At 66.0% G+C, this 13,094-nt stretch carries 14 protein-coding genes; 5 read left to right on the forward strand and 9 right to left on the reverse strand.

The genetic code is table 11. The annotated features are described in order from the left end of the window. Positions 1-252: 252 nt before the first annotated feature. The 4 genes from EMQ25_RS14720 to EMQ25_RS14735 form a co-directional block, all read right to left on the reverse strand. Positions 253-543: a YggT family protein gene (locus EMQ25_RS14720; RefSeq protein WP_127189359.1), complete on the reverse strand. Its 291-nt coding sequence runs from the start codon at positions 541-543 to the stop codon at positions 253-255. 287 nt (positions 544-830) lie between these two features. Beyond that, a complete protein-coding gene (locus EMQ25_RS14725) occupies positions 831-1,433 on the reverse strand; it encodes a DedA family protein (protein ID WP_127189360.1) in 603 nt (200 codons plus the stop codon). 220 nt (positions 1,434-1,653) lie between these two features. Then, positions 1,654-3,468, reverse strand: coding sequence for a translational GTPase TypA (typA, locus tag EMQ25_RS14730; protein ID WP_127189361.1), 1,815 nt, complete (start codon positions 3,466-3,468; stop codon positions 1,654-1,656). A 255-nt stretch (positions 3,469-3,723) separates the two neighbouring features. Next, the gene (locus tag EMQ25_RS14735) at positions 3,724-4,953 is read right to left on the reverse strand and encodes an argininosuccinate synthase (RefSeq protein WP_127189362.1); all 1,230 of its coding nucleotides are present in this window, start codon (positions 4,951-4,953) and stop codon (positions 3,724-3,726) included. A gap of 109 nt (positions 4,954-5,062) precedes the next feature. Here EMQ25_RS14735 and EMQ25_RS14740 point away from each other — a divergent pair, with 109 nt between their 5' ends. Both EMQ25_RS14740 and EMQ25_RS14745 read left to right on the forward strand, forming a co-directional pair. After that, positions 5,063-5,710: a LysE family translocator gene (locus EMQ25_RS14740; RefSeq protein ID WP_127189363.1), complete on the forward strand. Its 648-nt coding sequence runs from the start codon at positions 5,063-5,065 to the stop codon at positions 5,708-5,710. 65 nt (positions 5,711-5,775) lie between these two features. Continuing rightward, positions 5,776-5,934: a YqaE/Pmp3 family membrane protein gene (locus tag EMQ25_RS14745; protein WP_127189364.1), complete on the forward strand. Its 159-nt coding sequence runs from the start codon at positions 5,776-5,778 to the stop codon at positions 5,932-5,934. Between the two features lie 405 nt (positions 5,935-6,339). Here the strand turns inward: EMQ25_RS14745 and EMQ25_RS14750 are convergent, their stop codons facing one another. The 5 genes from EMQ25_RS14750 to thpR all read right to left on the reverse strand — a co-directional run bounded on the left by EMQ25_RS14750 (position 6,340) and on the right by thpR (position 9,880). Continuing rightward, positions 6,340-6,657, reverse strand: coding sequence for an HNH endonuclease family protein (locus EMQ25_RS14750; protein ID WP_127189365.1), 318 nt, complete (start codon positions 6,655-6,657; stop codon positions 6,340-6,342). Between the two features lie 2 nt (positions 6,658-6,659). Next, positions 6,660-7,862: a dual-specificity RNA methyltransferase RlmN gene (gene rlmN / locus EMQ25_RS14755; protein WP_127189366.1), complete on the reverse strand. Its 1,203-nt coding sequence runs from the start codon at positions 7,860-7,862 to the stop codon at positions 6,660-6,662. A 132-nt stretch (positions 7,863-7,994) separates the two neighbouring features. Continuing rightward, complete coding sequence (locus EMQ25_RS14760) at positions 7,995-8,513, reverse strand: invasion associated locus B family protein (protein ID WP_127189367.1); 519 nt, start codon at positions 8,511-8,513, stop codon at positions 7,995-7,997. A gap of 84 nt (positions 8,514-8,597) precedes the next feature. After that, positions 8,598-9,122 carry an invasion associated locus B family protein gene (locus EMQ25_RS14765; protein ID WP_127189368.1) on the reverse strand — a complete coding sequence of 175 codons (525 nt, stop codon included), beginning with the start codon at positions 9,120-9,122 and terminating at the stop codon, positions 8,598-8,600. A 218-nt stretch (positions 9,123-9,340) separates the two neighbouring features. Then, positions 9,341-9,880: an RNA 2',3'-cyclic phosphodiesterase gene (gene thpR, locus EMQ25_RS14770; protein ID WP_127189369.1), complete on the reverse strand. Its 540-nt coding sequence runs from the start codon at positions 9,878-9,880 to the stop codon at positions 9,341-9,343. Between the two features lie 252 nt (positions 9,881-10,132). Between thpR and EMQ25_RS14775 the strand changes: the two genes are divergently transcribed. The 3 genes from EMQ25_RS14775 to EMQ25_RS14785 all read left to right on the forward strand — a co-directional run bounded on the left by EMQ25_RS14775 (position 10,133) and on the right by EMQ25_RS14785 (position 13,094). Continuing rightward, positions 10,133-10,858, forward strand: a complete 726-nt coding sequence (locus tag EMQ25_RS14775; protein ID WP_127189370.1) for a Bax inhibitor-1/YccA family protein — start codon at positions 10,133-10,135, stop codon at positions 10,856-10,858. A 78-nt stretch (positions 10,859-10,936) separates the two neighbouring features. Beyond that, positions 10,937-11,467, forward strand: a complete 531-nt coding sequence (locus EMQ25_RS14780; RefSeq protein WP_244606602.1) for a GNAT family N-acetyltransferase — start codon at positions 10,937-10,939, stop codon at positions 11,465-11,467. A gap of 10 nt (positions 11,468-11,477) precedes the next feature. Next, entirely contained in the window at positions 11,478-13,094 is a 1,617-nt protein-coding gene (locus tag EMQ25_RS14785; RefSeq protein WP_127189371.1) for a methyl-accepting chemotaxis protein, read from the forward strand.

Consider the following 13,094-nt stretch of genomic DNA (forward strand, 5'->3'; position numbering starts at 1 on the left):
TCGAAATCGCGCTGTTTTGTCGCAGGGGTCGGTTGCCGGACGGAACGCGTTCCGCCCCGTGACGAGCGCCGGGCCTCCCTGCCCGACACGCTCCGCCACGACCCCTATACCCGCCCCCCGTCCTTGCCGGGCTTGTCCCGGCAATCCAGCGGCGCCCCTGGACCACCGGGACCAGCCCGGTGGTGACGGAAGCGGAGGGATCGGCGGTCGGCTCAGCCCAAAACGGCCAGTCTCAGCAGGCGCAGCGCCCGCTCAGAAGACGTTGGGGTAGCCGTAGCGCAGGATGACCTGCTGGATGAAATAGATGATGAGGAAGAGGATGATGGGCGAGATGTCGATGCCCGAGAAGCGCGGCAGCATGCGCCGGATCGGATTGAGCACCGGCTCGGTCAGGGCGTTGACCGCCCGCCAGACCGTATCGACGAACTGGTTGCGCGTGTTCACCACGTTGAAGCTGATCAGCCAGGAGAGGATGATCATGGCGAGCACGACCCACCAGTAGAGGCTCAGCAGCAGCATGATGACGTCGAGTACGGCCCGCATCCGGTCACTCCTTTTGTGGCTCGCGCTTATCTAATGGCTTGGCCGCCCATGGGCAAGCGCAGGGGCGGGGCCGAACGGAAAAGGCCCGCCCGGTCAACTCGGGCGGGCCTGATCTGTGACTGACATCCGGTACGCACAACAAGTTTCCGGACACCCTATTAAATGCATGAAGCGTGCCAGTTCGCTTAAGTCCCGGCTTCCGGGGCTTTCCGGACCATCGGGTCCGCCCGAAACCCCGTTTGCATTGCAAAATGCGAAAGACCCCTGCATTCCGCATTCGCCTTCGGTTAACCCTTCGAGGGGCGCCAGGTGATGAGCCGGTAGATGTAGAGCCCCAGAACCGCGCAGAGCACGATGAGCGTCAGCGGATCGAGGAAGGCTTCGATGGCGTGATAGTGCTCGTTGAGGATGAAGCCCGAGGAGACGAGCAGCACGTTCCACACCAGCGCCCCGGCGCCAGAGGCGAGCAGGAACAGCGGCAGCGGCAGCCGCGCCAGGCCCGCGGGCACCGAGATCAGCGTCCTTATGATCGGGATCAGCCGGCCAAAGAGGATGATCATCGGGCCATGGCGGACGAACCAGTTGGTCGCCATGTCGATTTCGTCGGCATTGAGGGTGAACCAGCGCCCGAACCGGTCGGCGAGATGGCGCACGCGTGCGAGCCCGAATATGCGGCCCGCGAAATACCAGGGCAGCATGCCCGTCACCGCTCCCATCGTGGTCGCGGCGAGCACGCCCAGATAGCTGAGCTCCCCGCGCGCCGCCGAAAATCCGGCAAAGGGGATGATGAGTTCGGAGGGAATGGGCGGAAAGACGCTTTCGAGCAGCATCAGGAGGAACAGCCCCAGATAGCCGAACTCGCCGATGACCCCGATGATCCAGTCGCTCATGGAAGAGCCCTCTCAGGTTCAGGCGGGCATTCTCGCGGGCCCGACCCTTCTGCCGCTATCGGGGCTGGCCCGGTAAAGCGGCGTCCCCGGTCTCTGCCATCACCGGACCCGCCCGGCACGACAGACCTCGCAGTGTCCGTCACCACCGGGCCTGTCCCGGTGGTCCAGGGGCTCCGTGCCGGATTGCCGGGACAAGCCCGGCAATCAAGCGGGGGAGTGGTCAGCCCGCCTTGGCGGCGCGCATCTGCTTCTTGCGCTCGTTGGGGTCGAGCCAGATCTTGCGCAGCCGGATCGATTTGGGCGTCACCTCGACATATTCGTCCTCGGCGATATAGCCCAGCGACTGCTCGAGGGTGAGCTTCTTGGGGGTGGTCAGGCGCACCGCCTCGTCCTTGGAGGTGGTGCGAATGTTGGTCAGCTGCTTGCCCTTGAGCGCGTTGACCTCGAGATCGTTCTCGCGGCTGTGCTCGCCGATGATCATGCCCTCGTAGATGTCGACGCCGGCATCGATCATGATCGGGCCGCGATCTTCGAGGTTCCAGAGCGCGAAGGCGACCGACTGGCCGGTGCCGTTCGAGATCAGGACGCCCGTGCGGCGGCCGGGCAGTTCGCCCTTATAGGGCACGAAGGAGTGGAACAGCCGGTTGAAGATGGCCGTGCCGCGGGTGTCCGACAGCAGTTCGGGCTGGTAGCCGATCAGCGAGCGGGTCGGCACGATCAGCCGCAGGCGCGTGCGCCCGACGCCCGAGGCGCGCATCTCGAGGAGCTCGCCCTTGCGCTCGGTCAGCTTCTGCACGACCGTGCCAGTGTGCTCGTCATCGACGTCGATGATGACTTCCTCGACCGGCTCGAGCTTGACCCCGTCCTCTTCTTTCATCAGCACCTTGGGCCGGCCGATGGTCAATTCGAACCCCTCGCGGCGCATGTTCTCGATGAGAACGGCCAGCTGCAATTCGCCCCGGCCGGCGACGTCGAAGCTGTCATTGTCCTCGCCGGGGGTGACGCGGATGGCGACATTGCCCTCGGCCTCGCGCATCAGGCGCTCGCGGATGACGCGCGACTGCACCTTGTCGCCCTCGCGGCCGGCCAGCGGGCCGTCATTGATGCGGAAGGTGACCGAGAGGGTGGGGGGATCGATCGGGCGCGCGGCGAGCGGGGTCGTGACCGAAGGCGCGCAGATGGTGTCGGCCACGGTCGAGGTCTCGAGCCCGGCAATGGCGACGATGTCGCCGGCTTCGCCCACTTCGATCGGGGTGCGCTCGAGCCCGCGGAAGGCCAGGATCTTGGAGACCCGGCCCTTTTCCACTTCCTTGCCCTCGCGGTTGAGGGTGTGGATGGGATCGTTCGGCTTGACCGTGCCCGAGGTGATGCGCCCGGTCAGGATGCGCCCGAGAAACGGGTTGCGCTCGATGGTCGTGACCAGCATGCGGAAGGCGCCGTCCTCGACGTCGGGGGACGGCACGTGCTCGATCACCTTGTCGAGCAGCGGGCTCAGATCGGTCTTGGGGCCCTCGGGCTCGGCAGCCATCCAGCCCTGCTTGGCCGAACCGTAGAGCACAGGGAAATCGAGCTGCTCGGAGCTCGCATCGAGCGCGATGAAGAGATCGAAGATCTCCTCGAGCACTTCGAGGTGCCGCTCGTCGGACTTGTCGATCTTGTTGATCGCAACGATCGGGCGCAGCCCCTGGGCCAGCGCCTTGCCGAGCACGAACTTGGTCTGGGGCATCGGGCCCTCGGCGGCATCGACCAGAATGACGACGCCATCGACCATGGAGAGGATGCGCTCGACCTCGCCGCCGAAATCGGCGTGGCCCGGCGTATCCACGATATTGATGCGCGTGTCCTTCCAGGTGAGCGAGGTCACCTTGGCGAGGATGGTGATGCCACGCTCACGCTCGATGTCGTTGCTGTCCATGGCGCGCTCTTCGACGCGCTCGTTCTCGCGAAAGGAGCCGGACTGCTTGAGGAGCACGTCGATCAGGGTCGTCTTGCCATGGTCGACGTGGGCGATGATTGCGATATTGCGCAGGTTCATAGGGTGGTCAGCCTTGTTGGCATGGGTCTGTGGCGGGGTCCACGGGGGCAACCCCATGTGGACCGGACCCGGCCGAGCCATGCTGGAAACAGCGGCGCCGGCCCGAAACGGGGCATCGCAGCGCATTCGCGCGCTGCCATAGCCCAGAGTGACGACAGAAACAAGACAGCCCCTGCGCAGGGCTGGGTTGCGCACGCGCCCCGAGGCGCCGGCCGGAAGGGCCGACGCCCGGACATTCAGGTGGCGTAGGGGCCCCTAGCGCCCGCCACCGACGCGCTTGCGGCGCGCGCCATAGGTCTTGAGCCGCAGCCCGTTGAGCTTGATGAAGCCCTCGGCATCGTGGTGGTCGTAGGTGCCGGTGCCTTCCTCGAAGGTCACGAGGTCCTCCGAATAGAGCGAATAGGGCGAGGTGCGCGAGACGAGGTGCGCGCTGCCCTTGTAGAGCTTGATGGTGACTTCGCCCGCCACATACTCCTGGCTCTTGTCGATCAGCGCCTGCAGCATCTCGCGCTCGGGGCTGAACCAGAAGCCATTGTAGATGAGCTCGGCATAGCGGGGCATGATGTCGTCCTTGAGGTGCGCCGCACCCCGGTCGAGCGTGATCGATTCGATGCCGCGATGGGCAACCAGCAGGATCGTGCCGCCCGGCGTCTCGTAGACGCCGCGGCTCTTCATGCCCACGAACCGGTTCTCGACGAGGTCGAGCCGCCCCACGCCATGCTTGCCGCCAAGCTCGTTGAGCCTGGTCAGCAGCGCCGCCGGCGAGAGCTTTTCGCCATTGACCGAGACCGCATCGCCCTTCTCGAAGCCGATGGTGACGAGTTCGGGCGTGTCCGGCGCCTGCTCGGGGTCGACCGTGCGCTGGTAGACGTAATCGGGCGCGGCCTCCGCGGGGTCCTCGAGCACCTTGCCTTCCGACGAGGTGTGGAGGAGGTTCGCATCGACCGAGAACGGGGCCTCGCCGCGCTTGTCCTTTGGCACGGGGATCTGGTTCTTTTCGGCATAGTCGATGAGCCGGGTGCGGCTCTGCAGATCCCATTCGCGCCAGGGCGCGATCACCCTGATCGCGGGGTTGAGCGCATAGGCCGAGAGTTCGAAGCGTACCTGGTCGTTGCCCTTGCCGGTTGCGCCATGGGCGACGGCATCGGCGCCGGTCTCTTCGGCGATTTCGACGAGGCGCTTGGCAATCAGCGGCCGGGCGATAGAGGTGCCGAGGAGATAGACGCCTTCATAGAGCGCATTGGCGCGGAACATGGGGAAGACGAAATCACGTACGAATTCCTCGCGCAGATCCTCGATGCGGATATCCTTGATCCCCATCATCTCGGCCTTCTTGCGCGCCGGCTCGAGCTCCTCGCCCTGGCCGAGATCGGCGGTGAAGGTCACGACCTCGCAGCCATATTCGGTCTGCAGCCATTTGAGGATGATCGATGTGTCGAGCCCGCCCGAATAGGCCAGCACCACTTTCTTGATTTCATTTGCCATTGGAGCGTCTCTGCATGGAAAAGCCGGGGGTCCCGGCCGGTTGGGGCGCACCCTATTCAAGCGGGTGCCCGCGTGCAATTGTCCGCCGAGGCTTTTTCGTGCGTGCCCAATGGTCCAGTTCGTCCCCGATCTCCCCGTCATCGCCGCCTTCGCGATCGCCGCCTTCGTCCTTGCCGTGACGCCGGGACCGGACATGGCGCTCTTTTTGTCGCGCGCCATCAACTACGGGCGCGCCCATGGGGTGGCGTGCCTTCTGGGCGCGATGACCGGGCTCGTCTTTCATTCGCTGCTCGCCGCACTCGGCATTTCGATCCTGATCGCGGCGGCGCCATCCGCCTTCATGGCGCTCAAGATCGCAGGGGCGGTCTACCTTCTCTTTCTCGCCATCCAGGCGCTGCGGGCGGGCGATACGCTCGCGCTGGCCGGCGCGGGGCGGGTGCGCCCAAGCCTTGCGGGCAGCTACCTCACCGGGCTCGGCATCAACCTTTTGAACCCCAAGATCATCCTCTTTTTCGTGACGTTCCTCCCCCAGTTCGTTGCGCCCGACGATCCGGCGGCGGCAGGCAAGCTCCTCTTTTTAGGCGCCGAGTTCATCCTCGTCTCGCTCCCGCCCACCATCGCCATGATCTTCGTCGCGGGCTGGCTCGCGCGTGTGCTCGCTCAGAAGCAATGGGTGGGCCGGCTCCTCAACTGGAGCTTTGCGGGCGTCTTCACAGCCTTCGCGGGGACGATCCTCTTTGCCGAGGGACGGCGCTGAGCCGAGTGGCGGAACGATCCGGCGCGTCACCCGTTTGGCGTTCCGAACACGCAAAGGGGCCCTACATGGACGTCATCCGCATCATCCTGTCCGTCATCATTCCGCCGGTCGGGGTGTTCCTCCAGGTTGGTCTGGGGCTCCATTTCTGGCTCAACATCCTCCTGACGCTGCTCGGCTATTTCCCCGGCCTCATCCACGCCGTCTGGGTGATTTTGCGCAAGTGATGCCGCTCGGCGCGGCGCTGGCGAGGCTCTGAGTTCCACCAGCCACGCCTCCCTCCCACTACCCACAGCCAACGCCGAGAACCCTCCCCCGTCATTGCCGGGCTCGTCCCGGCAATCCAGCGCGGAGCCCTTGGACCACCGGGACGAGCCCGGTGGTGACGGCGACTGAGAGATCGGTTGTCGGGGTAGAGGCTGGCGGGTTTTCGGCATGGCTCTGAGCGCGTCCGGCGCCAGTGACGCCCACACCTCACCAGACAGGGGCAACCCGTCCAACCCTCCCCCCGTCATTGCCGGGCTCGTCCCGGCAATCCAGCGCGGAGCCCTGGGCCACCGGGACGAGCCCGGTGGCGACGGAAACGATAGAGCGGGGCGGGCCTCGCCGCTTGCCGCAGCACCCCGCACCCCTCACCGCTTCCGCCTGCCTCCGCCCCTGATGCGGGTGCGGGCGTGAAAGCCGGGCGGGCGGCTCGCAACCCATTCGAGAAAGCCGGCCATGGCCGGGTGGGCGCGCAGCGCTTCGATGTCGGCAAGTTCGCGGGCGAGCTCGGTCTCGGTGAAGCGGGCGTGGATGGCGCTGTGGCAGATCTGGTGCAGCAGCACCGTGCCCTTACGCGTGCCGCCCCTGAGCCGCGGCACGAGGTGGTGCCGGCTCGCCTTGGCGCCTTTCGGGATCGGCCGGTCGCAGAGCGGGCAGAGCGGATCGGTGTCTTCCCCGCCCGCCATCGTCAGGCCGAGAGCGCTTCGCGGTCCTTTTTCGAGAGCCGCTCGGTTTCCGACTTCAGCTGCCCACAGGCCGCGAAGATGTCGCGCCCGCGCGGGGTGCGCACGGGGCTCGCATAGCCGGCGCGGTTGACGATGTCGGCGAACCGCTCGATGCGCGAAGAGGGCGAGCAGGCATAGTTCGTGCCCGGCCAGGGGTTGAACGGAATGAGGTTGATCTTGGCGGGAATGCCGGCGAGGAGCCGCACCAGTTCGCGCGCATCGGCGTCGGAATCGTTGATGTCGTCCAGCATCACATATTCGAAGGTGATGCGGCGCGCGTTCGAAAGCCCGGGATAATTGCGGCACGCCTCCAGCAGTTCGGCGAGCGGCCATTTCTTGTTGATGGGCACCAGCATGTCGCGCAGATCGTCGCGCACGGCGTGGAGCGAAATGGCCAGCATCACCCCGATCTCGCGGCCCGTGGGCTCGATCTGGGGCACGACGCCGGAGGTCGAGAGCGTGATGCGGCGCTTGGAGAGCGAGATCCCCGCCTCGTCGGACGCGATCAGCAGCGCCTTTTTCACATTGTCGTAATTGTAGAGCGGCTCGCCCATGCCCATCATCACGATATTGGTGATGGCGCGGGTTTCCCCGCCCGGCACGAGCCCGCCATCATCGGGGCGGCTGCCGCCGGGGAAATCGCCGAGCCGCTCGCGCGCCATCAGGATCTGCCCCAGGATTTCCCCTGCGGTCAGATTGCGCACGAGCTTCTGGGTGCCGGTGTGGCAGAACGAACAGGTGAGCGTGCACCCCACCTGGCTCGAAACGCAGAGCGTGCCGCGATCGGCCTCGGGAATGTAGACGGTTTCCACTTCGACCGGCGGCATCATCGGCGCCTTGGGGTCGCGATAGCGAAAGAGCCATTTGCGCGTGCCGTCCGAGGAAACCTGCTCGGAGACAATCTCGGGCCGGTCGAGCAGGAAGCTGTCGGCGAGCTTCTGGCGGAACCCCTTCTGGATGTTGGTCATCCGCTCGAAATCGGTCACGCCATTGACGTAGATCCAGTTCCAGAGCTGGCTGGCGCGCATGCGCGCCTCGCGATCGACGACCCCGACGCTGCCGAGCGCGTCGGCGAGTTCGGCCTTGCCGAGCCCCACGAGCGAGGTTCGGCCCTGCAGGAGAGGGCGGGGCGCGGTCGTGTGGTCGAGATTGAGGGCAATGCTCATGAATGCGTGTCCCGCGCCTCTGCGGCGGTCAAAACGATATGACGATCAGATAGAGAGCCCTGCCGATAGCACAAGTGGCGGGCGCGCGCAAAGCACGAGCCCGCGTTCAGCTCCGGGCCTCTTCGGCCCGTCTCAGCCGCACTGCTGGTCGATGGCGCGCGAGGCGGCGGTGGCGCCCGAAAGCGAGAAGGTCTGCCGCACGCGGATTCCGCGCTCGGAGGTGCCCTCGACGACGACGCTCGAACCCGCGCGCATCACTCCGGCCAGGGTCTCGGTCTGGCTCTGGTCGAGCAGCCAGGCCGCATCGTTCTGGGTAAAGAGCGCAAAGCTCTGCCCGCCGACCGAAAGCGTCGCTTCGGTATCGGGCGCGAAGGTGTAGCCGGCGATCAAATTGAACTCGGCGCGCGCATTCTCGGCGGGCCGGTTGGTCAGGTAGATATAGGCGTCGCCATAGCCGTCAGGGGTCGGATTGGTTTCGCTCGGGCGGGTCAGTGCGAAGCAGATCGCATTGCCCCCTTCGCTCGCCGAATAGGAGGACCAGCGGTTGAAATCGCCCAGAAGCTGGACCTGCGCGGCCGCGGGAGTGATCGCCGAAAGGGCGAGCATGGGCACCAGCATGGCGCGGCAGACGCGCTTGAACACAGTCATCATCGAAGCTCCGGCCTAAAGGGCGATGTGCCCGACGCCCATTCGGGGGCGCCGGGCACAACGCACATGGCGCAAAGGCGTTGCCGCTCAGGCGCAGGCGCGGTCGATGGCGTCCATCGCCGCCGCGCTGCCCGAAAGCGAATAGGTGTCGGTGGTGTTGGTGCCGCGCTGGCTCGTGCCGCGCACCACGAGCCGCGAACCGGCACGGAAGGACTGCACGAACCCGCTCTCGTCGCTGGCGCTGGCGAGCCATGCCGCCTCGCCTTCGGTCACCATCGGATAGGCGCGCCCGTCGATCGTCGCCGAGGCGTTGGCGTTGGAGGTGTTGAAGGGGTAGCCGATCAGGCTCTGCACTTCGTTTCTCGTGCCTAGGCCCTTGCGGTGGATGATCAGGAAATGGATCGCCCCCCGGTTCACATTGCCGGGCTGGCTGTCGCTGGGGGTGCTAGAGATATAGCACATCACCCCATTGGCGTCGGTGCTCTGCCAGGCCGTCCAGGCATTGAACGTCCCCAGGCTCGTGGCTTCCTGTGCTCCCGCCGGGGCGGCAAGGCCCACGCACATTCCCGCAATCGCAACGCCGCTGAGCAGGCCGCGCATCTTCGATGTCATCGCCAACACTTCCTTCCTCTTGAGGTCTCGTCGCCGTCCATCCGGCCACCACCAGCCGCCCCGTGGTCGCCAGACGCTCAAACCGAAGTGGATTTGAATTAAGTCGCGACCATAGCGTCAATCGTGTCGGCATTTTGGCGCGCCGGACGCACCCCTTCTTGATGGACCCTCATGCTGAAGGAAAGGTTAACCATGACGCGACCCCTCGCGCCGAGGGCTCAGGCGGCGAGGGGATAGGCCTGTTCGATCACATAGGGGCCGCCCCCCACGGAGTCCCGGCTCGAAAAGAGCACGAACCGCCCCACCGGGAACTGCATGGGCTCGAAGCGCCCCGAAAAATCGAGGAAGCGCGCGACCTCGGCGCTCTGGGTGCCGCGCAGCCGGGCGAGGGTGACATGGGGGATGAACTTGCGGCCCTCGGGCGCGAGCCCGACCGTCTGCAACAGCCGCTCCTGCGCCGCCTGCAGGCGCATCAGCGAGCTGTCGAGCTCGACCCCGGCATAGAGCGAATGGGGCTTGTGCGAGCCGAAGGCGCCCAGATGGGTGAGGCGGATGTCGAAGGCCATCGAGTTCGAGAGCCGGTCGAGCCCGTCGGCCACCTCGTCGGCGGTCACATGATCGACATCGCCTATGAAGCGCAGCGTGATGTGGTAATTGTCCTTGTCTATCCAGCGCGCGCCTTGCAGGCCACCGCGCTTCAAGGAGAGGCGCAGCGCGATCTCCTCGGGGATTTCGAGACCGGTAAAGAGCCTGGGCATCGCCCACCTCCCGCGTTTGAACCACCCGATTCGCGTTTGCACGCAGCAAAACGGTAGCACAGTGCGCCCGCCCCGCAATGGCCCCGCTGCCGGCCCGCCCCGCCTGTGGATGCCTGCGACATTCCGCGTGCGCCCACAATGTGTTGATCCCTTGTAATCGGCGGGGCCCACCGCCATATTGTCGCACAAAGGCGAAAGGTACCGTCACAGGGGGTCTTTCGACGACATCTCGCCAGGAAAGGGAATTTGACCATGGCTGAATTCGACCGGTCGACTTATGCCGCGCGGGCCGGAAGCGCCGCGGTAATCGATGAGGGGCTGCGCAGCTACATGCTGCGGGTCTACAACTACATGGGGATCGGCCTGGTTGTCACAGGCGTGGTCGCCTTCTTCTTCAACCAGTGGGTGATGAGCGATCCGGCGATCGCCCAGGCGGTCTATGGCAGCCCGCTGATGTGGGTGCTCGCACTGTCCCCGCTCGCCTTCGTGCTCGCGCTCAGCTTCGGGCTCGAGAAGATGAGCGTGCCGACCGCGCAGATGGTGTTCTGGGCGTTCGCAGCGGTGATGGGGCTTTCGCTCTCGTCCATCTTCACGGTCTACACCGATGCCTCGATCGCCAAGGTGTTCTTCATCACGGCGGCGACCTTCGGCTCGATGAGCCTCTATGGCTACACCACCAAGCGTGACCTGACGGGCATGGGCTCGTTCCTGTTCATGGGCCTCATCGGTCTCATCATCGCGATGGTCGTGAACATCTTCATGCAGAGCTCGGCGCTCGAGTTTGCCATCTCGGCGGTCGGCGTGCTGATCTTCGTGGGCCTCACCGCCTATGACACGCAGAAGATCAAGGAGAGCTACTCGGCCTCCCATGGTGCGGACGTGCTGGGGCGCAACGCCATCCGTGGCGCGCTGTCGCTCTATCTCGACTTCATCAACCTGTTCATGATGCTGCTGCGCCTGTTCGGCAACCGCGAATAGTCACCGCGCACCATCTGGAACCCGGAAGGGCCGCAGTCTAGAAAGGCTGCGGCCCTTTTTCCTGTCCGGGTGATTCACGTGTCCGCCGATCCCATCCTGCGCCCCTTTGCCTGGCACGACGTGCCGGCCATTTCCGCAATCTACGCCCATCACGTGGTCCATGGCGTCGCAACCTTCGATACCGAGGTGCCGAGCGAGGCGATGATGGCCCACAAATTCGGTACGATGATCGATCTGGGCCATCCCGTGATCGTTGCCGAGCGCGACGGCGTGCTCGTCGGCTATGCCTATGCCTCCACCTACCGGCCGCGCTTCGCCTATCGGTTCACCTGCGAGGACAGCGTCTATCTCGCCCCCGATGCGACGAGGCAGGGCATCGGCAATCTGCTGCTCGGCAAGCTGATCGCCGAGTCCCGCGCCTTCGGCTTCAACCAGATGCTGGCGGTCATCACCGGGGGCACCGCTGCCTCGATCCGCCTGCATGAAAAGCACGGCTTCCGCACCATCGGGCATTATCCCGAACTGGGCTTCAAGTTCGATCGCTGGCATGACATCGTGCACATGCAATTGGGCCTGCGCGAGATTCGCGCGGAGGCTGCCGAAGGCTAGGCAGGTGTTGATGCGGGATGTCGGCCTCAGCGAGGTGATGAGCGGACTGGTCGAGCGCGCGCGCGCCCTCGTCCTTTTGCCGCGCGGGGCGCAGCGGGAGCGGCTCTTGGGCGCGCTCCTCATCAACGCGCCCTGGTTCGGCGCGCTCGTCCTCATGCTGGTCGTCGTCTCGATCCTCGGCTTCTCGATCTTTTCGGTCGTCTTCCTTCTCATCCTCGCCGCCGCCGGCTTCTTCGGCAGCCAGGCGCTGACGCGCCGGGCCGAGCGGAGCTTCGAGACCAAGCTTGCTGCGCTTGGGCGCGCGGTCACGACCGAGACGGGTGATGGCGCGCGCAGCGTCGAGGCGATCGTGGGCAATCTCGTCCAGCGTCTCGAGCGCGCCAGCCAGTTCAAGCTCGCGCTCGGCGCCCTGCGCCATCCTGCCCTCGTTGCCACCCATGACGGAGAGATCCTCGCGGCGAGCCAGGGGCTCGTCTCGGTCCTGCCCGAGGCCGGCATCGAAGGCGCGACCCTCGACGTGCTCTTTGGCGCAGGCTTTCTCGCCGGCGGCGGCGGCATGCCCGAGGAGGCCATGGTCGAGCTTGCCGGGCGCCGCTTCATCGCGCGCCGCATGCAGGCGGGCCACCGTTGGGTGATCGAGCTCACCCCCGTGGGCGAGTTCCTGCCCGAGGACGACATCGAGGCCTTTTCGCGCGCTTTGCTCGCGGGGGAGACGAGCTTCCGCTTCTCGCCCGAAGCCCTCCAGGCGGCGCCGCGGCTCAGGAGGCTCGAGGACGGACTTGCGAGCCTCGACCGGGCGATGACCGCGATCGACGGGCTGATCTCGGGCGAGGGGCTCGACGAGGGGCTCGCCTTTTCCGAGCGCGGTGCATTCGGGCTCGCGCGGCTCCTTGCCGAGCGCATGCAGACCCATCAGCGCGCCGTCGAGGATGCGACGATGACCCAGCGCGCGCTCGAGAGCCGGTTCGACGATGTCGATGCCGGGCTCGAGGGCTATCGCGTCGCCGCGTCCAGCCTTGCTCACCTCGCGGAAGCCTGCAAGACCAGCCTCGACAACGCCCGGCGCGCCATTGCCCGCGGCGCCGAGCGCGGCACCGCCTCGCTCAACCGCCAGCTTCCCATCGCCACCCTCGCCGAGGATGCGAGCGTTTCGGTGCGGCGCACGCTGATGGCCGCCGAAGGCGTCGACAAGGCCAATGTGGATATCGACAAGATGGTCTCGGCCATCGAGCAGGTGAGCTACCGGACCAATCTGCTCACCCTCAACGCTTCGGTCGAGCAGCGACGCGAGGGCGCGGAGGGCGGTCCCTCCTATGCCGCCATCGCCGAGGAGGCGCGGGCTCTCTCCCAGACCATGACGCGCAACGCCACCGACATCCGCGCGCTCATCGTCCACAGCCGCGCGCAGTCGCGCTGCGGGCTCAACGAGGCGGCGAGCCTCAGCCGGCAGATCGGCGCGCTCGAAATGCAGCTGGGCAATTTCGCGAGCGACACCGAGACCATCGCCGAGGCGCTCGAAGATGCCGGCAAGGCGATCGAGCGGCTTTCCGAGGAAGTCGAGGCGCTCGGGCGGGAGGCCAATTCGGCGCTCGCACTCACGGCGCGCCGCGCACAGGACGCGGCCTGA

It is taken from the genome of Arsenicitalea aurantiaca, from assembly GCF_003994485.1.
Classification (GTDB): Bacteria; Pseudomonadota; Alphaproteobacteria; order Rhizobiales; family Devosiaceae; genus Arsenicitalea; species Arsenicitalea aurantiaca.